The following is a 20,745-nucleotide window of genomic DNA, read 5'->3' on the forward strand; positions in this document are numbered from 1 at the left end:
CTCTTATTTCTCAACGCGTGATTTGTTGGCAATATCAGCTAGGATAGCTTGAACAAAGTCATCAACTGAGACAGTTTGTGTTTCTTTTTGTCCGTAGCGACGAACGTTGACTGTTCCGTCTTCCATTTCCTTGTCTCCAACAATCAATTGGTAAGGAATCTTGCTGGTTTGTGAAGCACGGATCTTGAACTGCATTTTTTCATTGCGCTCATCTACATCTGCACGGACACCACGGTCACGGAGTTTCTTAGCTACTTCCCAAGCGTAGTCTACGTGTTTTTCGTTAGATACTGGGATGAGGGTTACTTGGTGAGGTGCAAGCCATGTTGGGAAGGCTCCCTTGTAGTTCTCAATCAAGATAGCTGTGAAGCGCTCCATAGTAGAGATTACACCACGGTGAATCATGACTGGACGGTGTTCTTCGCCATCAGCTCCGATGTATTTAAGGTCGAAGCGCTCTGGAAGCAAGAAGTCAAGCTGGATAGTAGAAAGAGTTTCTTCTTTTCCAAGAGCGGTCTTAACTTGAATATCCAATTTTGGTCCGTAGAAGGCTGCTTCACCTTCGGCTTCAAAGTAGTCCACGCCCATTTCATCAAGGGCTGCACGAAGCATGGTTTGAGCATTTTCCCACATCTCATCGTTGTCAAAGTACTTGTGAGTATCTTGAGGGTCACGAAGAGAGAGACGGAAGCGGTACTCATTCAAGTTGAAGTCTCCGTAAACATCTATAATCAACTGAAGGGCGCGTTGGAATTCTTCTTGGATTTGTTCTGGAGTAACGAAGAGGTGACCGTCGTTAAGAGACATTTCACGTACACGTTGAAGACCAGTAAGGGCACCAGATTTTTCATAGCGGTGCATCATCCCGATTTCAGCGATACGGATTGGCAACTCACGGTAAGAGTGAACATGATGTTTGAAGACTTGGATGTGGTGTGGGCAGTTCATTGGACGAAGGACAAATTCTTCCCCGTCACCCATGTCCATAGTTGGGAACATGTCTTCTTGGTAATGATCCCAGTGACCAGAAGTCTTGTAAAGCTCAACTGAAGCAAGTGGTGGAGTGTAGACGTGTTGGTAGCCTGAAGCCAACTCCTTGTCAACGATATAGCGTTCCAATTCACGACGAATAGTCGCACCATTTGGCAACCAGAAAGGCAAACCTTGTCCGACTTCTTGAGAAATCATGAAGAGGTCCAGTTCTTTACCGAGTTTGCGGTGGTCACGTTCCTTAGCTTCTTCACGCATTTGAAGGTAGTTTTTCAAGTCTTTCTTGTCAAACCAAGCTGTACCGTAGATACGTTGCATCATAGCGTTGTCGCTATTTCCACGCCAGTAAGCACCTGCTACATGGAGAAGGTGGAAGATTTGGATGCGGCCTGTTGATGGGACGTGAGGGCCACGGCAAAGGTCTACATATTCACCCTGACGGTAGATGGTCAAACCACCTTCGTCTTCTGAGTGTTCTTCAATCAATTCCAACTTGTAAGGGTCATTTTTGAAGATTTCACGTGCCTCGTCTTTAGTCACTTCTTCACGAATTGATGGGAAGTTTTCTTTGACGATTTTTTGCATTTCTTCTTCGATACGAGGAAGGTCTTCGTTAGAGATTTGACCAGCAGTGTTGTCAGTATCATAGTAGAAACCATCTTCGATAGCTGGACCAACTCCCAAGTGAATGTCTGGGAACAGACGACGAGCTGCTTGGGCGAACAAGTGAGCAGCTGAGTGACGCAAGATTGGAAGGGCATCTTCGTGGTCAGGTGTCACAATTTCGATGCTTCCATCTTCAGTGATAGCACGAGTAGTGTCGATGAGTTTGCCGTTGAATTTACCAGCCAAGGCTTTTTTAGCTAGGGAATTGCTGATAGATTGGGCAATTTCAAAAGTTGTAACGCCAGATTCGAATTCACGAACAGCGCCATCTGGGAAAGTAATGTTAATCATGATTTTCTCCTTACTTATATTATTGACGAGTGTGTTAACCCTATTCTGAAAACAGGGACAGAGGACTGTGAAAGCTAGAAAAACAAAAAGCGACATCCTCGAAAGGACGTCGCAACGTGGTTCCACCTTCATTTATGTTCCTCAAAAAAGAGGGACACCTCTGATTGGCTCTAACGTGGCCACCGTTTTATGTTTTCATAAAAACTCAAGAGTAGTATCAGTTTAGGCTTCCTATGCGTTTCCAGCAACCACGCACTCTCTAGTAGAAAGGGACTAAGTGACTTGTCTCTATGGATTATTATAGCATGATTGTGAGATTTTTCAAGGATTTTGTGAAAGTTTTTTGTTTTTCATTTTTTTAGAATATGCTTGATACCAATACCGGAAACCAGACCTATCAGAGCCAAGGTTTCATAGGCTAAAAAGTAAAACCAGATAAATTCACCAAAGGTTATGCTAGTAAAGCAAAAGAGCAGTCCGTTACCAATTAACCACCAAAGTGAGAAACGGAAACGGTAGCTATAGAGTAGCGATACAATCAAGATTACCAGAGGTGTAAAGAAGAGAATATTATTTACGTAGAGACTCTTGAGCAAAAGGGGGTCAGAAATAATTAGTGATAACAACTCATAAAGTGGACAGTAAAAGAAAAAGATGACCAAATAATAGGGGAGATGGGAATAGAATCTAGGCGTGATAATCACCTCGTTTTAAAAAACAGACAACTTAGATTTCTTGCTATGATTATTATAGCATATTTAAAACAAGAAAGTAAATCTGTTGACAAAGAAGGTAGTTATTGGTAGAATAGGGATTGTCGTAAAGACAAATAACTTCTTCTTGGTTACAGGCATGCCAACCTGTCACTCGGATGAAGCCAAATAAAAAGGAGAAACATCATGGCAATCTCAAAAGAGAAAAAAAATGAAATCATCGCACAATATGCACGTCACGAAGGTGATACAGGTTCAGTAGAGGTTCAAGTTGCTGTCCTTACTTGGGAAATCAACCACCTTAACGAACACATCAAACAACACAAAAAAGACCACGCTACTTACCGTGGATTGATGAAAAAAATCGGTCGCCGTCGTAACTTGCTTGCATACTTGCGTAAAAACGACGTTAACCGTTACCGTGAGTTAATCAACTCTCTAGGACTTCGTCGCTAATCTTGCGTCTAAACCGTTTCTATACTTCGTTGACTTCGGCTCGATGTACCATTAGTACAACCTTCGCCTCGTCGCCTCGTCTATAAACGGTTTATCTAGCAAGACTGGAGCTCTCTGATTTTCAGAGAGCTTTTTACGTTGTCACCTTACCTTGGTATGCTCAAGTATTATCTTTGGTTACGGTTCCTAGCACTGTAAGGTAAAATAAACCAGATATTCTCCCTTAGGTGTATTATCACCCAGCAGTCGAATTTTATATTTATAAATGAGTAGTTATCAGCTACTCATTTTCTTTGTTTACATTTCCAATAAAGTTGTAATGAATATCAATTTTAATAATTCGGTTACGTTTCGTGCCTTCTGGTTTATGAATCACAATTTTATCAATCATAACGTTCAAAATCTCTGTCGTCAGTTTATCAATATGCGTGAATTTCCGAATCCGCTTAATAAATTGCTCAATATTCTGGCTATCGGCTTCATTTTTGCTCAATTCGGATTTCAAGTTACTTAAAACTTGATTTAGTTCGTTTTGTTCTGCTTCATAATTTTGCGTCATTTTCATAAAGCGTTCATCAGATACTTTGCCCAAAACATTGTCTTCATAGAGTTTTTGGATGAGCTGGTCAATTTCTTCACAGCGTTTTTCCTTTTCCAAAACGACTTTTCGTTGTTGGGCAGTTTTTCGGCTGGATTCTATTTCGAATCTCTTTTGAAGTGATTTAAAAAATCCTGTTTCATCTATTTGAATCTCCTCAATCAAGTCATTTAATTCTCGAAGAACTAAAGCTTCCAGTTCAACTTTTCGAATATAATGGGGATTTTCACAGCGGTCGAAGGTTTTGGCATATTTCGAACACTTGTAATGGTCTAAATTTCGTCCATTTTTATCGTGAGCACAGAAGTAATGCTTCGAACCACAAGTGCCGCAAAATACCAATCCTGCAAAGAGATTTTCGTGCCCTTTTTCAAATCGTGGCTTGGATAAAATGCGTTTATGTTGTCGCATTTTTTGAACAATATCGAAGGTTACTTGGTCGATAATCGCTTCGTGGGTGTTTTCAAAGATAAGCCAGTTTTCTTTGGGATTGTAAATTTTCCTTTTATCTTTAAAAGAAATCTTAGAAGTGCGGTGATTTACGGTGTGTCCCAGATATTCGGGGCGTTGTAGGATTTTTTCAATAGTTGCAACTTGCCACGCATAGCGACTATAGCTAATGACATTAGTTTTATCTCCTACACTTAATCTGCGATAAGATGGTGTCTCAACCTTGTCGTGTTCTAAACCTCGAGCAATTTGTTTTAAAGATTTGCCCAATTTAACCTCTTCGAAAATTCGCTTTACAATTTCTGCACCAACTGGGTCAATCAGCCACTCTTTTGGATTGTCGGGATTTTTTCGATAACCATATATTGCCACAGTGGTTAATCGTTCTCCAGCCTGTGCCTTGGCTTTTTGTACGGCACGAATCTTCTTAGAAGTATCTCTCGCAAACCATTCATTAAACAGGTTGCGAAGAGGGAGTAGGTTGGCGTCATTATCGCTTTGCTTTAGGCTGTCGTAGCTATCATTTACCGCAATACACCGAACATTGTTTTCAGGAAAAGTCATCTCTAACAACTGTCCAGAAAACAGATAGTTTCGAGCAATCCGAGATAAATCCTTGGCGACAAAATTGCGAACTTTACCAGATTCAACTAGCTCGAGAGCCTTTTGGATGGCTGGACGGTTGAGAGTCACTCCACTAATTCCATCATCAATGAAGTAAATAGGGTTCGGCAGGTGTTCTGCTTGGGCGGCATTTTTCAAAACCATTTTTTGGTTAATAATTGAGTTGCTATCTCCGAGATTACCGTCATCTTGGCTAAGCCTGCAATACAAAACGCTAATGTCGGTTAAGTCTTCAAACTTCACCTCTGTCCAATCTGGAATCTGCCTTGTTAATGTGCTGTTTGTCATCGTGTCTCCTTTCAATACACTCTAACCCATGGATAGGATACCTCGAAAGGGCGAAGAAGTCCAGTGTTTGGGGGCTATTTTCCTGCAAAATCAGCTTTTCCAGCAGCTCTTTCAAACTTTTCGAACCACCAAATCTTCGGTCAATCTTAAAAGTTGCTCGCCCGATTTTGACAATTCGTTCTTTTTCATTATTCATCTGTTCGTCCTCCAATCCATTCACTAAATTCCTCCAGCGTTACCACCTGAAACATTGGGTGAAAATTATTCAGCTCGCTTTCTATTTTCTTCGAAATCGCCTCTTTGCGTTTGTCGTGAGGCACAATCCACAGAACCAGTGGAAACACACCGTTTTGCTCTCGCTGCTCAATGCCTGTTTGGTAGTAGGCGATGTATTTTTTGCACTGGTTCAACACTCGATTGAGGCTTTCGGTCGCCATATCGATTTCATAAAAATAACTGTCCTCGTATTCGCCCAAAACCAACTGGGCAAAAGCATCAGGTTTCAGAAAAATCTTCTTGCCCGAAAAGGTGGCGTAGGTGCGGTGGCAGGTGGGTTCAAAATCGAACCGTTCCAGCTGGATTTTGCCAGCTTCTTCCAACAATTTCAGAAAAACATACGCTTGTGTCACCGCCAGCGTGTGTTCCAAGTGGTGGGCGGTGGGTTCATACTTATTTTTAAAGCGTTGTGGACGGTGTAATGCTTTCATCCCTTTTATCGTGATGTGCCAAACGAAACTGCCTGAACCTGCTCGTACACCACCGATTCGCCGTTCGAGGTGATTGATGAGTTGGCGATTTTTGATCTGGTTTAAAAGCAAGTTAGCTCTTCGGAAAGCAGTTCGCGAATGCTGGCTATCCTGAAAATAGAGGGCAACAATCTGCTTGGTGGTCGCATAACGGCACTGGGCGAGTAGGGTTAAAATCTCTCGTTCTTTTTCCGTTAGTTCAATTTTCTCCATTTTGTCCTCCTCGCTTCTTCCGTCCTAAGTTTTTGGGTGGCGTTTCATCTTTCTTGTTTTGAAGTGGGATATTTTCGAAATTGACTAAATCGTCGCCGTAGCGTTCCAAACTTTCGGCATAAAGTTCATCAATTGGCTGAGCATTTTTTGAAAGAGGCAGACTTTGCCCTGAGACCCACTTGAAGTGGTTGTAAAAAATCGGCATTTGGGCATAAAAGTGAAAAGGTGCAAGAGTCATAAAATCTTCGAAAGTTAGCTCTGGAGCTTGGCTGGCGAGTTCCTTAGCTTCGTGGTGTTCCAGCGTGAAAATGATTTTACTGCGACAATTACTCAAAATGCTGGTACGGAGAGCAGATGGCAGTTGCGTCAAGTTCTGACTGGCGAGAATGTAGCCCACTTTCATCGAACGAGACACTGCGAGGGCATCCTCCAAATCCACAGGGAGCTTAAGGAATTGCCCCAGCTCATCAATGTAAATGGGCAGGAAAGGGCGATTTTCGGGAGCGAGATGGGCTTGGTGGAGGGTTAGCTGGTAGATGTAGTTGGTGATAAGCGAACCGATAAATTTAGCGTTTGTCACTCCAATTTGTCCTCGGTTGAGGTTAACTAAGACTACTTTTTTACTGGTGAAGAGCTCCATCAGGTTAAATTTTTTCGAAGTAGAGGCAAGCATGGCTCGCAGTTCTTTTCGAAGCAAAAGCTGACGGATTTTGTTTAACACTGGCGAGATTAACACCTCACGGTTGGCAGCGCTTAGCTGGTTGTATCCCTGCCAAAAATCCAAGAGAAAAGGGTCGGAAATCTGCGAAAGTATCTGATGGCGAAAGGCAAGGTTGGTTAAAAATTGAGGTAATTGGGGTAGATTGGAATTTTCAACTTGTGACAGGACGGTTAAGGCGTGGCTGAGCACATCAACCGTGCGAATACCCCAGTTGTCGCTGAAAAGTTCTTGAAAAAGATTAAGCAACATATCTGCCACCAGCTCAGGTGAGGTGTAACGAGTCAGGTCAAAGGGGTTTAGACCGATAATTTTGTTGCTGGAGCTGGGGTCAATGATAACCAAATCTGCTCGTCGTTCTTTTGGGAAATGAGCCAACACTTCTCGTACCAAGTCGCCTTTGGGATCAATTAACAGCGTGCTTCTGCCTGCTTGAATATCTGTTAAAATGAACTGGGCAAGCAAGGTAGATTTTCCAACGCCCGTTCCACCTAACACCAAGAGATGCTGGGTAGCGTCTCGAGGTAAAATCTGGAGTGGTTCGTTTTTGATACTTTCACCAAATTTTCGAACAGGAACATCTGGAACTTTATAGCCCAAAGGCAGACGGAGAATTTTGGGGTGAATATTGGCAATCCCGGCCAGCTCGCCTTCGCCAATAGGGGCAAGCCAAAAGCTGGCAAGCTCCTGCGAAGAAAGGGTGAGCGGAAAAGCCCACGGAATTTGAACCTTATTCACTTTCTCGCTTGAAATCGGGTTGAGAAAAAGTTCGACACCGCTGGATTCTAACATTCGAAAGGCTCCTAAAACAGTATGATATAGCTCATTCTTGCGAAAATGACTATCACTTCGCACACCAATCCGTACATCTGCTTGAAACTGGGCGTGGCGGAGTTTTTCCCGAATCAGCTTGTCGGCATCTTTGGAAAGCTTTGGGATATTCCCTGAAATCCACTGCCACCAAGTGGCGTTAAGGTGCGACAAATCCCGAGCTAGCGGTTGTGGCGGACGCGACTTGCCCATCACAACCTGCACACAAATTTCTTCCTGCGGTTTTAGGTGATGACTCAGTGCCAAAAAGGAACGAGTGAAGTTTTCAACGCCATCTGTTTTGAGGCTAAAATGGTTGCGTTTGATAGCTACACGCCACGCTTTTTCAGATGTTTTTCGCTCTTTAGGGCGAAGTTTTGAAAGCTGAATGTCATTGGAAACCTGCATCATTTTGTGTAAATAGGGCGTGTCCAGTGGGCTACTGAGAAGCAAATATCGCACCTCGTTTTTCGTTAAACGAATCTCCAAAACGAAGGGCTGGCGTCTGGTGTAGCCTGAGAGTCGCACCATCAAATCTAGTATGTCTTGAAATTCCACAGGACGAGTGTAATCCATTTCATAAATTTCAAAATTTGTTGGGCGTTTCATTGGTCACCTCCAATCTCTTTTGTTTTTCCAGTAGCGAAAAGTAAGCATTCCGCCACCAAGTAATACGGCAAGCAGGCTTAAGGGTAGGGCAATTTCGATTAGCCAGTAAATCGCCCGATTGACTAAATATGCCAGCAGAACGAAAAGCAAGGTGTAGCCAACTATTTTTCGCACGAGTCATCATCTGCCTTTCTGTAGTCAATGGGATTTTTAGAATATTGAGGAACGGGATAGTGAGAGATAATAATGTCGCTCTCGACTTCATTACCCCATATAGCCCATTTTTTATTGGAAGACACAGGTCTCCGTGCAAAGAGCTCCAAATAATCTGGCTCAGAACAGCGTTCGATGATAGCGAAGAGTTCTTCAGGCTTGTGGCTGTGATCTTGTTTGGGGAAGAAACCCCAATTCATCTGCCCTTTGAACTTGATGGGAGCTTTTCCTCGAGTTGCGAAAATGACATGCTCGGTAGAATTTCGGAGATAAGTTCCCAAGCCCAGAGTTGGTTTAACCCAAGTAAAAATGCTTTTTGGCTCAAAGCCCCACGCCCGAATAATATCGTAAGATTCTTCCATATAAGAGTTGGAAGTCCAAAACCAGAGATGGGCGTTGTCTGCAGCGATGTCCTTGATGGGCATATTGCGGATCTCCTCATGACTCATCAGGTTGTAATGCTTGCAGGCTCCGTAGCTACCTGTTTGGTTCTTCATATAGGGAACATCAGCAAGGATGGTTTTGAATTTCTTTGGTTGAGTTAGTTGTGTCATTTTAAAATCCTTTCTGTTTGTGACGCTCCGAGCATACCAGAAACCGCTGGCAAAAGGGAGCATAAGCAGTTTATGGATTAGGAGCGATGAGAATAGTGCTGTATCTGTTAAGGTGCTATCATATTGCTGTTTTGTTCGGTGATGTAAAAATTACTTCACTTTCTAAGTTCTTTGAGTAGTTCCGCCTGAGCTGAAAGGAATGCCTCGTTGATGGCTTGTCTACTCTCGAGAAATTGAGCTAGTTCAATTTCTTCTTCAGTGTAAACAGGAGGAAGATTTTTGTTTTTCTCTTTGACAGGTTGTTTTTTAGATTGAGAATCAAGATATACCAACAAGGAAATAACGCCAGTCACAAAGCCAAGAGAAACGGCAAAAATTATGGGCAAGATAAGTTCATTCATAGGGAACCTCCTATCTTATCTGCTGGGAGGCGACCAAAGCAAAAGTCTTGATGATGAAATCTGTGCGTTCCTTGGCATGGGGAGTTTTTGCCAGAATATCTGCCTCGAGCTTCGAAAGGTCGCCTACTTTGTTAAGAATGTCTGCCGTCAGAAGCTGATTCTTCTGAAGCATAGCCATTTCTTTTGAAAGACTTCTTGCCACTTCAAGCTGAAATGGATTCGCTAGTTGATGAGTGATATCTGTTTGGTTTTGAGTATTTTGTGGAAGCATAGTTTTTCTCCTTAATAGCCCCATAGAGGCAGGTTTATATTAGTGGGGCTTACACAACCTAATATAAACCTGTAGTCAATTATTTTCTAGACCTTTTCTTTGTGAAATATATCACAGTAGCTGAGGTTAGAAGATACGGTAAAAAGATAAGTAATGTTAGCAAGAGAATTTTCCTCCTTAAAAGAGTATAATAAAAGTAAAAGGTTTATCAGAGGGGAAGTCGACTTGTTCCTTTGATGGTTTTAGTATATCGCTAAATATGTTTTGAATCTATTACCTAAAAACAACAAAAACAACAGAACGGAGATAAAGCTATGTATCATCTATGTTTTGCGACTTTTATGGATATGCTCATGTTAAATCAAAACCATAGAAGTTATATTGGTAGGACGACTTTCGTAAGAGAATTTTTGGTATGTTTTGAAGACGGTCTTGGAGACTATTCGAAAAATGTTATTGGTTATTTAATGAGCCGTAGTAGGAATCCGTCTAAAATATTAATGAAAAAATTAAAGGTTGGAAAAATGGAAAACTCAACAGATAATGTAAATTACTTTGCTAAAAAACGATTAGTTGAAGATAGTGGAAAAGTTAAAGCGAGTATAATCAACTTAATAAATAATTCGGAAAATATCAGCAAGGATGATAAGGATAAACTAATAAATATTATCGATAATGACACTACATATAACTTTTTAAAAGAGGTATTTTACTTTGCTGTAGAAAATACTGTCAATATTGACTTAAAAATTAAAACTCTTGAAGATTTGCAAAAAGCCATTATTAACACTGATAATAACGCTAAACTTGAAAAATTATGTTTGGTAGCTTTTGATATGAAAAACGAAAGTGCTATGAACTTGTGTTTCGAAAAAATGACCAACTCTGTTCATATAAGTAGAGTGATTGAGTATGCTGTTGAAAGTGGATTCCACAATGATGAAATTATGCAAGACTTTATTGATAAAATGATTTCTAAAATAAGTAATAATGTTTATTTAGATAGAATTTTTAAAACATATTTGTCTAAAGAAGAAATATCAAATGACGATAAGATTCAATTTATCGACAGGCATATTCGTCAAATTACTAATAATAAGTATCTATTTGATATTTTGAAATTTTTATATGAGAATAATTTTAAAACACAGGCAATTAAGTATATGAGTAAATTAACTAATGATACTTATATTACTCGATTCCAAGAGTTTATAGGTTCTATTGACAAAACATAAATATTAGTGTATAATTAAGCTATAAAATTTAATATTTTCGCACTTTTCGGATTTTACTTCTGAATTGTAGCCCTTGCACTTGGTAGGAAATAAGTATACCTACCGAGCAAGCGGTGGGTAAAATTTGGAGGTAAAATATATGTTTCAAAATCGTGTTCCTGACAGAATTAAGCAAATAATCTGGAACGATACCGCTAATAACCCATATTCAAAAGATAGTGTGGCAAGAAGATTATTAGTTTACTTTGATTACATGCCATTTATGTCTAATGGTCGAGAAATTGTTGAAAAAATTACAGGATATACTTTAAAACAACAAGTTAAGTTATCTGAAAAGAATGAAAAAACAATCAACAATGTAATGAGGTATATATCTAAAACAGATGGTTCGTCTAAACTTTTGTATGAAAGGGGATCTGTTGAACAACAAGAACTCCAAGATACTATTGAGTATATTATGCAGGAAATTCTTGGGTTGACGAATGATCAATATTTGCTTTTAAAAGAAGGGTTGAAAGATAGTAACATTTGATTTTTTGAGACCTCTCTGAATGAGAGGTCTTTTCTCATCCCTCAATTCATAGTAAAATATCCCCCTGAATCAATATAACAGGAGGATTTTTTATGTCTCAAAGTACTATTAACATTGGCTATGCTAGAGTTTCCACTCACAAGCAAGACTTAGGCTTGGAGGTGCAAATTGAGGCTCTCAAACACTGTGACCAGCTCTTTATAGAAAAAGAATCAGGTTCATATGATGCTCGCCCTGAACTTGAAAAGGCTCTAAACTTAGCTAAAAGTTTTTCGAAAAATGGCAAGCAAGTTACTTTCACTATCTATAAGCTTGACAGACTTACTCGCTCTATGTTCAAGCTATTGGAGATTATCGAACAGCTTAACAAACATCATATCCAGCTCGTTAGTTTGCACGAAAAGTTGGAAACTGACTCGCTTATTGGCAGGTTGCTTTGTATGATCTTAGGTTTTGTGGCAGAGAGCGAGCTAGAAAACTTACGGTTTCGTACCCGTGAAGGGCTTCGAAAAGCCAAGGAAAAAGGCATTCGGTTGGGTGCCAAGCGGATAGAAAAAGCAAAAGAAGAGCGCATCCTTAATCTCTATCTCTACACAAATACGAGCATACGGAATATTGCAAAAGCAGAACAAATCTCCACTTCAACCGTATATAAGGTGCTGGAACGAAATAAGGTGACGAATAATCGCAAAAAAGTTTTGCAAAATACTTGCCAAAAGCAGGACGAAATGGTAGAATGAGTGCGTAAATTTGTTTCGATTAACGACCATTTGGCGAAACATTCAAAATAACAATGTGAATATTTTAGAAAATGCGAATTTAACAAGGTTTTGAGTCTGTGTTAGATTGGCATTTTTTGTTTTTTAAGTGTATCGTTTAACGGTCGTTATCCGATACACCTAAAGCCTTGTCTCGCAAGGGACTAGGAGATTTTATACAAACAAAAAGGAAAGCAAATGGAACTTAAAAAACTTACTAAGTTAGGTGTTGGTACTTTAATTTTGGCTTGCTTATGCAGCTGTTCGAATTCTACAGTAGCACAGAAGAATAGTGCTAACAATCCAGTTAGTTCAGATAATCATAATCAAAGCGAAACAGTCAATCTTCGAATCAAAACGTCTGATGATTTAAAGAAAGTGTTATCTGATAAAGATTTAGGCGAAATTATGTTGCAGTATGGAGTTAGTAATGTAAAAATAGACCCTGACAATATCTGGGACTATGATGAGCTCGAGAAGAGTGTTCTTATTCAATATTTATTCTTTGATAAAGATAATAATCAGGTGGGAAGAATAAGATTAGTAGCTAATTTATATGACCATACAGGAATTGATATTCGCGGTGCATATGAACAAGGAGATTTTAAATTCCATATTCAGAATTCTGGACAGGCTCAAGAGTTATTAGAAGGTTATTTAAACTCAGATTATTACCAAAAAGCTGCTCTTCCAAATGAGAAAATAGGTCGATCTACTAACCAGATGGAAAGTTACGTTCCTTTTGTAGACTCAAGGATAGAAAATGGAGCTTTTATTTATGACCAGTATGATACTAAGGAAAACAGCACTTTTAGTAGTAAGATTTTTCTGAATGGAAGTCAAATTTTATCTATGGATTTATTATACCAACCTAAAGGTAGTTATTCTATGGAGGAAAGAAAAGTATCTCCTGCTATTTTAGAAGCAATATTAGCTAAAATAGCAGACAATATTCAAAAATAGGAGGATAGCGAGTGATGAAAAAATTAGGAATGGTGATTACATGTTTAGCGATGATTCTGTTACTTGTTTCTTGCGCAAATAAGAGAAAGGATTTAGTTTTATCGAATTTTCCAAGTATTCAGAATGAGCTAACCGAAAAAGACTTGATTAAGGCAGTTGGAGCACCACACGAGAAGTCCTCTTCTCTGAGTGATGTTACCCAGCTATATGAAAAATTACTAAAAATGGACTTATCCAGCAGTGAATCAATCCTGTCTCAGAAATCAAATTGGACTGTGGGGATAAATGGTATCATTACAGACTACTACGTTTACAAATTAAAAGACGGTAAATCAGTGATTGTTTTTCTTAGTAAAGGAAAGGTAGTTGCGATAACGAGAAAAGGTATCGATTATAATTAACTTAAAAGGTAAAGTAATATGAAAAATAGCATTAAAATTCGATTAGCAATTATAACAATAGCCATCATTGGGTTTCTATTTTATGGATTTAGAGATAATGGTTCGGTACTTTATTACGGGCAAAGCTATACAGCAGGTTCTGTATTTAAACCTGATTCTTATCTCTCAGCTGGGCTATTTAAATCCGCAGGTAAAGAGATAAACAAACTGGTTTCGAAAAAGCGTGGAGGTAGCCTTACAGGTGTGATGGTCTCTGTTGTGGTTGGTGGAATTACTTTTTTCACACTTTGGCAAGATGACGATTTTAAAGATATTTTAGTAGAAGCAAGAAAACAAGGAGAAAATAATTACAATGGCTAATTTGGATAATTACTTGATTTTGGTTTTTATTGTAGTAACTGGAATTCTTATCGCTATTCAATTCGCAGGCGAGCGTTTTGCAGATTGGCTGACAGATTTAACCGAGCAATTCTTTTCGAAAAGTCTGGATAAACATGAAGAAAAACGTAAAAGAGAAATAGAGGAAGATAAATGAAAAAGATAATTTTTACCATATTTGGGATTTGGATTGGATTAATTCTTGTAGCCTGTAGCTCTAGGACTTCTAATACTTCAATCAATAATTCTACATCTAGTACTACTTCGCTAGCTACTAGCTCAACAGACAAGGAAGCAAAATTAAAAGGTATTGTTATGGCGGCAATACATTATGGTGCTCACACCTACAACGATATTAAAAGAGTTGACCTTTCTTTAGTATCGCCTACGGATGGCAGTATTAAACCCTATAGGTCGTTTGAGTTTCCCGAGCAAACATCTGAAGGGAAACCAATCGTTTCTCTAGAAGTAGCAAAAATAGTAATAGATTCTCGTAGCGAACCAACCGGTTTTTTTACTCGTCCATTTTATGCTAAAAAAGGGTTTGATAAAGACCTAAAAAATATAGTTGTGACTTTTAAGTTAAAAAACTCAGATTCTGAAAGGGTAGGTATTCTTAATGAAAATGGGGAATTGACAGATATTTCTGCTATTGTTGAAGGTGATGAAAACAGTTTTTCTTCGAAAAAATTTTATCATAAGCGTCCCTATATTGAAAATGATTATTTTTGCTATGTTTCAACAGATTTGACAGACTCTAATGCAAAATTCTACAGAATACCACTGAATAATCTCTCGCGAAGTGCAGTTGAAGAATTCAACCCTCGAAAAAACCGTCTTGGGGACACAAGGTATCGTAAAATTTATTTAGATGAAAATAATAAATATTTCTTTGTTACTGAAGATGATGGAAATATTGGCAATAATGGTATTCATATAAACAGATTAGACGAAACATTCACTTATCAGCATCATGAATATGATGTTACTTTATATCTTGGTGATGGAGAATATTTAGCATCAGGTTTTTCTATATGGAGTGCTTTTAAGGAGCCTGCTACAGATGATCCTAATAGCTATCGTAATGCAAATTTCGTAAAAAATCTTGTTCCGCAAAATGAAGATAGACAGAATTATAGTCCGATATTATCGCCAGATAAGGGTGAGATTTTCTTTTTATCTAAGTCAAGAGCTTCTAGCCAGGAAGAACCAACTCTATATAAAGTTTCTAGAAAAGGTGGAGAGCCCGAGGTGGTTGTTCAAAAATTCAAACCTCTACCACCTTTAAACTCTGATTTAAAATGGAGCGACTCCGTATTTCTGGATTGGATTGAATAGTTTTATAGCGTAAACACCCGAGGAAACTTGGGTGTTTTGCGTTCGCTTCGCCTTTCGGTTCGGGTTGCTTAACTTTGCACTAGTACCGCCGTTTCTGCCCAATTTTGGCACACGACTTATTGTATTTATACACAATATTAGTCTGTGTAGAGGAGGGCGGAGGAATCTTCAAGAAAATATTCTAAGCTTTTTATTTCCTTTTTTTGCTTCTGTTGCGATGGATTACCTTTCGAAAATCTCCAGCAGTTGAGCTTTTCACAACTTCACATTTTCACAAAAATACCAGTAAAAAATCTTAATTTTTAGCCCAAATACTGATGTAAATTAAACTCAAAAATAGGCTGGACTTCCGTACCAAAGAGAGTTATGATGGACGGGTAAAAGAAATTTAACAGATAGGAGCGATATGTACATCGATTTAGAAACGGAAATTTATCTACAAAAATTAGAAGGTGACATTCGTAGTCAGCTATATTGGGGCGTAGTGCCAGAAATACCAATTGAATGGCAACCAAACCAATTAGGATTTTACCTTAACGACCCGATATCTTTGCCCACATTTTTAACGAAACTACGAGTGTTCGAAAAAGGTTTTGCCTTCGATTGTGTTGGAACTAATGTTTTTAAACGCAAGATAACAGTTTTTGCCATTAACGAAAGCAAAGAGAAATTTATTGCGAAAATCGAAAAGTTGCTCACTTGCCAAAGTAGAGGCGAGATGTGCGAAACCTTGCTATACATTTTAGTAACGCCAGTAACTTGTATCGATGAAGCGATTTGTTAACCTAAAATTACAACAAAATTGCCCCAGTTTTGCGACTGGGGCGTTTGTTTCGAATTGAAAATATATAGAAAATTTTATAATACAGTGTAAAAATGTCAGAAAAATTAAAAACAGTTATAAATAATACACTACTATTGACAAAGTGTAAGGATATCGTTATATTAGTAACACCGAAGATTTCTTGTTTTGTCTAACCAACACATTTTTAATGAAAGTGAGGATGGGACAGATAAAAAGATAAAATCAATGTTGACTGCAGCAGGTGCTGGTGGTATTGGTAGCGTAGTCTCTGTTCATATATTAAAAATACCGTTCGAAAATCTTACTGTGATAAGTGTAGTGATAGTCGTTATTTCACTAATTATTTGTTGCTTTGCATTCTTGGTTATCAATTCTAACAGAAGAACCAGAAATTCAAAAGAGCTGATGGCCACTTGGCTTAGAAAGGGTAATAACTATACTAAACCTAGGAATAAAGCTTCACCAAATAAAAGAAAAAATCACCACTAATAGTGGTGAAGCTAATGCAAATCAGTCTTATCGTTCTCTTGTTGGTTAACTATAAGGCTGATAACTAAAAATAAGAAATCTTCTCCCCAACGGTAGTACGAATATCGTTGGGATTTTCTTTATCTCAAAAGCATATATTTTATAGCTACTTGAGATAACTTAATCTATTATACAGACTTTAAGTAATTGTGTCAACAGTTTTGTTGAAAAAAGCGTTAAAATAACTAAAATTAAACTTAGCTGCAATTTGTAATCCTAAACGGCAAATTCGTCCAAATCTTCCATTCTGCAACAAGCAGTATAATATTTTTCGACACACTCAGGATTAAGAAAACGGCAAGTATAAAACCAAGAATATTCGTCCGTGATGGGGATTTTCAATTCTAAAACAAGGATTAAAAACACATCCTACACCGTGTAATTCTTCGAAAGTTGTAAGGTGAACTGTTTCAATTTGGGGGAGTTTGGGCGGTAGAAAATTTTGAAATTTGGCTGAATCATATCTCTCCAATAGTAGTCAAAATTTTCGAAGGCTTTTAGTTTTGCTTTGTTGCCAATTTAAAGCTCGGTGGATACTGGAGCTTCTTGCGACAGTTTGCCCAACTCGTAACTCACCCGAAGCATTTCTTGAAGCGTCCAGACCGAAATATCGTGAAAATCTTGACTATCTAAGTTTTGGCGCTCCAGCGTAGGGATTCTACCAATCATGCTGGCTACTATAGCAATTTCTTGGTCTCGGGTGGTATCTTCGTTTTCAAAATTGTGGATATTTTGAATGCGGTCTTGAAGCGAGAATTGCTCTTGATCAAGTTCATTATTTTGAATACTTCTGTTAGTGAATTTTTCCATAGAAATCTCCTTTGCTTTGTTGGTGTGTCCATCATAACTCTCCGTAAGGAAAGAGTCAAGCACTTTTTCACGAAAACCCCAACGACTTGAAATCGCTGGGGTTAAGGGGTTAGAGTTGGTTAGTTGTTGGACTGCTGAGTGAGGTGTGGACATTCGGGGAGATTTTTTTGTTTCACTGAACGTTTCGTACGATCTTCGCCTAGTCTATAAACGATTTATCCAGCAAGAATCATGATGTTAAGGGCGTCAAAAATCCGTATGAAAATAGGGAAACGACACCGTGTTCGATGAACACAAGGAGTTCCATCTTTTTCACTAGGATTTTAGCCTGAGCTCAAATCAGCTCTCTGATTTTCAGGGGGCTTTTTTATTGAGGTTTTATCGGTCACAATTTTGGAGACTACAAAAACCTCAAATGGTATCAGCTAATTACACCATAAGGGTGCGTAGCTACTCGGCTTGAAAAGCCGAGTAGCTGTCTGCAAGCCCCTTCGGAGAGCCCACACTTTACGAAGTAAAGTATAGTATGTTATACTTTACATGGAAGTAGTCACCGAATTCCAGTTAGAAATTACTTTGTAACTACGTTTTGAGGAGGAGTAAAATGCTTTCCTATGTTCGAAATTACCCACTAGCGATAGCTAAATTAATGTGTCTGTGCTCTCCTAAAATCTGCTGATTTATTACTGACCAATACAGGAGGTTTTTTTATGGGACAGACAATCATATCTGCTATTGGTGTTTATATTTCCACCAGTATCGATTATTTAATTATTTTATTTATTTTATTTGCACAGCTATCACAGAATAAACAAAAATGGCATATTTATGCGGGGCAATATCTAGGCACAGGCTTACTTGTAGGGGCGAGTTTAGTTGCTGCTTATGTCGTTAATTTCGTGCCTGAAGAATGGATGGTTGGATTGCTTGGTTTAATCCCTATCTATTTAGGGATTCGCTTTGCAATTATTGGAGAAGGTGAGGAAGAAGAGGAAGAAGAGGAAGAAATTATTGAAAGATTAGAACAAAGCAAGGCAAATCAACTGTTTTGGACAGTTACATTGCTGACAATTGCGTCTGGCGGAGATAATTTAGGTATCTATATCCCTTATTTTGCTTCGTTAGATTGGTCACAGACCCTCGTGGCGTTGCTTGTGTTTGTAATCGGCATAATTATCTTATGCGAGATTAGTCGGGTGTTATCCTCTATTCCGTTAATATTCGAGACAATTGAAAAATACGAGCGAATCATTGTGCCCTTAGTATTCATTCTACTTGGACTATACATCATGTATGAAAATGGCACGATAGAGACTTTTCTGACCGTGTAGATTTTTTTGTTTCACTAGGATTTTATCCCGAGCTCAAATCAGCTCTCTGATTTTCAGAGGGCTTTTTATGTTGTCACTTTACCTCGATATACTCAAGTATAATCTTCGGTTACGATTATTAGCACTGTAAGACCAACTATATTTATTTTTCTCATCTTGTTGCATTGTTGAAAATATGGTATACTTTTCATGAGAATTTTCTAAATTTTTAAGATTCTATCAAAGGAGGTTTGCATGCTTTCCAAATTTTCTGGAAGCCGACAAGACCAGCAATTTGTGTTACTTTTAGTTATTTTGCTAGGTATTTTAGGGATTTCTCTCTTTCTAGCAGTTTCAATGGGATCTGTTGCGATTGATCTAGGAGATACCTATCGGATTATTTTGAGCAGGTTAGGATTTCCTCTTGATATAGGAGAGGTTTCCAAGTCCACTCTTGCCATTGTATGGAACATGAGATTCCCTCGAGTATTGTTAGGTCTGATAGTAGGAGCAGGCCTTTCTATGTGTGGTAGCGTGATGCAGTCCACGGTAAACAATCCCATCGCTGAGCCCTATGTCTTAGGAATCTCTGCGGGTGCAACTCTAGGGGCAACCTTGAGCATCATTCTTGGTTTAAAAGTGATGATTAGCCTTGGAGCTTTTCTTGGAGCTATTTTGGCAACAATTGCTGTCCTCATCATTGCCTCTATGCAGGGAAGGATGACGACTTCCAGTCTGATCTTATCAGGAACGGTGGTCAACGCTCTCTTTCTGGCTTTTTCCAACTTTATTATCTCAGTTGGCGCTAATGCGGACAGTGTGATGACTATTAAGTTTTGGACAATGGGTTCGCTCGCTGGGACTTCCTGGGCAGACTTGGTCCTGCCAACTATAGTGGTAGGAATGGCCTTTCTATTTTTCTCTACTCAGTATCGTGTTTTCAATGCGATGATGATGGGAGATGAGGCTGCTTTAACTTTGGGGATTCCCTTACGCTTTTATTGGTATCTTTATGTGACCATGGTGGCTGTGCTAACAGCAGTCTTAGTAGCAACCTGTGGGATTATTGGATTTGTTGGTCTGATTACTCCACATTTAGCTCGAGGGTTAGTAGGAACGAATTATAAGAGGCTTTTTCCTGTTGCAACCTTGCTGGGTGCCCTCTTTGTGGTCTGGGCAGACGTACTCTCTCGTATCATCATTCCAAACGCAGAGCTTCCTATTGGTATTTTTACAGCCTTAGTAGGTGCTCCCTTCTTTGTCTACATTGTTGGAGGTAGGCGAAGGGAGGTGAGGGTCTGATATGGACTTGATTTGTCAGGATATCCATTTTGGACTAGGAGAGAAAAAAATCCTCAAAGGAGTCTCTCTTAAGGTTGAAGGGCATCAATTTCACACGATATTAGGGCCAAATGGAAGTGGAAAAACCAGCCTACTTAAACTCCTCTATCGTCAGGAAAAGGCGGACAAAGGCTTGATAAGCCTAGATGGAAAGCCACTGGAACATTGGTCACTCAAAGAAACAGCCAAGCAAATGGCAGTTGTCACTCAGTTTAATCAATTGCAGTTTGATTGTACAGTTGAGGAAAACGTCTTGCTGGGAAGAACTCCCCACCTCTCTTTTTTACAGAAGGAAAAGGAAAGGGATTATGCCCTCGTTCAAGATGCTCTCGTTAAGGTGGATATGCTTGAGAAGAAAACTCGTCTCTATTCTTCTCTGTCAGGGGGGGAGAAACAACGAGTCTTATTAGCCCGCGCCTTGGCACAAGAACCGACTCTCTTGCTCCTGGACGAACCAACCAATCACCTGGATATCAGGTATCAGCTAGACTTGTTGGCCATTGTGAAGGGGATCAAGGTCAATGTTCTAGCTGTCCTACATGATATTCAACTTGCTTGTCGCTATTCGGATTATCTCTATCTGATGAAAGAGGGAGAAATCCTTTACCAAGGGACTCCAAAGGAGACCATCACTCCTGAGTCATTGCAAACTATATACGGAGTTCAAAGTCAGGTGACTTGGACCGAGGATCAGCAAGCTATGATTCACTATTTATAAGAATGAAAAGGAAAACA

General features: G+C 39.1%; 22 protein-coding genes and 2 pseudogenes. 13 read left to right on the forward strand and 11 right to left on the reverse strand.

The window, feature by feature from the left end; translation table 11 throughout:
• Nucleotides 1-3 precede the first annotated feature (3 nt).
• The 3 genes and pseudogenes from thrS to ACWPV5_RS01900 form a co-directional block, all read right to left on the reverse strand.
• Entirely contained in the window at nt 4-1,947 is a 1,944-nt protein-coding gene (gene thrS, locus ACWPV5_RS01890; protein ID WP_042900582.1) for a threonine--tRNA ligase, read from the reverse strand.
• A gap of 40 nt (nt 1,948-1,987) precedes the next feature.
• A pseudogene (locus tag ACWPV5_RS01895) lies at nt 1,988-2,168 on the reverse strand (hypothetical protein).
• A gap of 100 nt (nt 2,169-2,268) precedes the next feature.
• Nucleotides 2,269-2,645: pseudogene (locus ACWPV5_RS01900) on the reverse strand (hypothetical protein).
• A 201-nt stretch (nt 2,646-2,846) separates the two neighbouring features.
• Here ACWPV5_RS01900 and rpsO point away from each other — a divergent pair.
• Nucleotides 2,847-3,116: a 30S ribosomal protein S15 gene (rpsO, locus tag ACWPV5_RS01905; RefSeq protein ID WP_001018251.1), complete on the forward strand. Its 270-nt coding sequence runs from the start codon at nt 2,847-2,849 to the stop codon at nt 3,114-3,116.
• A gap of 280 nt (nt 3,117-3,396) precedes the next feature.
• Here the strand turns inward: rpsO and ACWPV5_RS01910 are convergent, their stop codons facing one another.
• The 7 genes from ACWPV5_RS01910 to ACWPV5_RS01940 all read right to left on the reverse strand — a co-directional run bounded on the left by ACWPV5_RS01910 (nt 3,397) and on the right by ACWPV5_RS01940 (nt 9,611).
• Entirely contained in the window at nt 3,397-5,076 is a 1,680-nt protein-coding gene (locus ACWPV5_RS01910) for a recombinase family protein (RefSeq protein ID WP_285306225.1), read from the reverse strand.
• Complete coding sequence (locus tag ACWPV5_RS01915; protein WP_454382064.1) at nt 5,021-5,272, reverse strand: hypothetical protein; 252 nt, start codon at nt 5,270-5,272, stop codon at nt 5,021-5,023. Before ACWPV5_RS01915 ends, ACWPV5_RS01910 begins: the two co-directional genes overlap by 56 nt.
• Nucleotides 5,265-6,035, reverse strand: a complete 771-nt coding sequence (locus ACWPV5_RS01920) for a replication-relaxation family protein (protein ID WP_285306223.1) — start codon at nt 6,033-6,035, stop codon at nt 5,265-5,267. Before ACWPV5_RS01920 ends, ACWPV5_RS01915 begins: the two co-directional genes overlap by 8 nt.
• A complete protein-coding gene (locus ACWPV5_RS01925; protein WP_454382065.1) occupies nt 6,022-8,172 on the reverse strand; it encodes a type IV secretory system conjugative DNA transfer family protein in 2,151 nt (716 codons plus the stop codon). Before ACWPV5_RS01925 ends, ACWPV5_RS01920 begins: the two co-directional genes overlap by 14 nt.
• 161 nt (nt 8,173-8,333) lie before the next feature.
• The gene (locus tag ACWPV5_RS01930) at nt 8,334-8,939 is read right to left on the reverse strand and encodes an MT-A70 family methyltransferase (protein WP_000192865.1); all 606 of its coding nucleotides are present in this window, start codon (nt 8,937-8,939) and stop codon (nt 8,334-8,336) included.
• Nucleotides 8,940-9,094: 155 nt separating this feature from the next.
• On the reverse strand, nt 9,095-9,340 hold the full coding sequence (locus tag ACWPV5_RS01935; RefSeq protein WP_285306221.1) for a hypothetical protein: 246 nt from the start codon (nt 9,338-9,340) through the stop codon (nt 9,095-9,097).
• A gap of 10 nt (nt 9,341-9,350) precedes the next feature.
• Nucleotides 9,351-9,611 (reverse strand): hypothetical protein, encoded by a 261-nt coding sequence (locus ACWPV5_RS01940; RefSeq protein WP_102211306.1) that lies wholly within the window; start codon nt 9,609-9,611, stop codon nt 9,351-9,353.
• A 314-nt stretch (nt 9,612-9,925) separates the two neighbouring features.
• On the opposite strand from ACWPV5_RS01940, the gene ACWPV5_RS01945 reads away from it, so the two are divergent.
• The 9 genes from ACWPV5_RS01945 to ACWPV5_RS01985 all read left to right on the forward strand — a co-directional run bounded on the left by ACWPV5_RS01945 (nt 9,926) and on the right by ACWPV5_RS01985 (nt 16,000).
• On the forward strand, nt 9,926-10,846 hold the full coding sequence (locus tag ACWPV5_RS01945; RefSeq protein ID WP_454382066.1) for a hypothetical protein: 921 nt from the start codon (nt 9,926-9,928) through the stop codon (nt 10,844-10,846).
• Nucleotides 10,847-10,985: 139 nt separating this feature from the next.
• The gene (locus ACWPV5_RS01950; protein WP_454382067.1) at nt 10,986-11,378 is read left to right on the forward strand and encodes a hypothetical protein; all 393 of its coding nucleotides are present in this window, start codon (nt 10,986-10,988) and stop codon (nt 11,376-11,378) included.
• Nucleotides 11,379-11,470: 92 nt separating this feature from the next.
• Nucleotides 11,471-12,118 (forward strand): recombinase family protein, encoded by a 648-nt coding sequence (locus tag ACWPV5_RS01955; protein ID WP_454382068.1) that lies wholly within the window; start codon nt 11,471-11,473, stop codon nt 12,116-12,118.
• Between the two features lie 216 nt (nt 12,119-12,334).
• Entirely contained in the window at nt 12,335-13,099 is a 765-nt protein-coding gene (locus ACWPV5_RS01960; protein ID WP_454382069.1) for a hypothetical protein, read from the forward strand.
• 14 nt (nt 13,100-13,113) lie between these two features.
• Nucleotides 13,114-13,500, forward strand: a complete 387-nt coding sequence (locus ACWPV5_RS01965; RefSeq protein WP_230537439.1) for a hypothetical protein — start codon at nt 13,114-13,116, stop codon at nt 13,498-13,500.
• Nucleotides 13,501-13,518: 18 nt separating this feature from the next.
• Nucleotides 13,519-13,860, forward strand: a complete 342-nt coding sequence (locus ACWPV5_RS01970; protein ID WP_454382070.1) for a hypothetical protein — start codon at nt 13,519-13,521, stop codon at nt 13,858-13,860.
• Nucleotides 13,853-14,035, forward strand: a complete 183-nt coding sequence (locus ACWPV5_RS01975; RefSeq protein ID WP_261020720.1) for a hypothetical protein — start codon at nt 13,853-13,855, stop codon at nt 14,033-14,035. The genes ACWPV5_RS01970 and ACWPV5_RS01975 overlap by 8 nt, the downstream gene beginning before the upstream one ends.
• Nucleotides 14,032-15,216 (forward strand): hypothetical protein, encoded by a 1,185-nt coding sequence (locus tag ACWPV5_RS01980; RefSeq protein WP_023945526.1) that lies wholly within the window; start codon nt 14,032-14,034, stop codon nt 15,214-15,216. The genes ACWPV5_RS01975 and ACWPV5_RS01980 overlap by 4 nt, the downstream gene beginning before the upstream one ends.
• A 406-nt stretch (nt 15,217-15,622) precedes the next feature.
• Complete coding sequence (locus tag ACWPV5_RS01985) at nt 15,623-16,000, forward strand: hypothetical protein (RefSeq protein ID WP_454382071.1); 378 nt, start codon at nt 15,623-15,625, stop codon at nt 15,998-16,000.
• A gap of 1,068 nt (nt 16,001-17,068) precedes the next feature.
• Here ACWPV5_RS01985 and ACWPV5_RS01990 read toward each other — a convergent pair.
• Nucleotides 17,069-17,359 carry a DUF6900 domain-containing protein gene (locus tag ACWPV5_RS01990; RefSeq protein ID WP_454382072.1) on the reverse strand — a complete coding sequence of 97 codons (291 nt, stop codon included), beginning with the start codon at nt 17,357-17,359 and terminating at the stop codon, nt 17,069-17,071.
• A 710-nt stretch (nt 17,360-18,069) separates the two neighbouring features.
• On the opposite strand from ACWPV5_RS01990, the gene ACWPV5_RS01995 reads away from it, so the two are divergent.
• From ACWPV5_RS01995 to ACWPV5_RS02005, 3 genes are all read left to right on the forward strand, one after another.
• Nucleotides 18,070-18,690 carry a CadD family cadmium resistance transporter gene (locus tag ACWPV5_RS01995; RefSeq protein ID WP_000531711.1) on the forward strand — a complete coding sequence of 207 codons (621 nt, stop codon included), beginning with the start codon at nt 18,070-18,072 and terminating at the stop codon, nt 18,688-18,690.
• 234 nt (nt 18,691-18,924) lie between these two features.
• Nucleotides 18,925-19,971 carry a FecCD family ABC transporter permease gene (locus ACWPV5_RS02000; protein ID WP_454382073.1) on the forward strand — a complete coding sequence of 349 codons (1,047 nt, stop codon included), beginning with the start codon at nt 18,925-18,927 and terminating at the stop codon, nt 19,969-19,971.
• A gap of 1 nt (nt 19,972) precedes the next feature.
• On the forward strand, nt 19,973-20,728 hold the full coding sequence (locus ACWPV5_RS02005) for an ABC transporter ATP-binding protein (RefSeq protein ID WP_454382074.1): 756 nt from the start codon (nt 19,973-19,975) through the stop codon (nt 20,726-20,728).
• Nucleotides 20,729-20,745: the final 17 nt, after the last annotated feature.

It is taken from the genome of Streptococcus sp. Marseille-Q7156 (assembly GCF_965119495.1).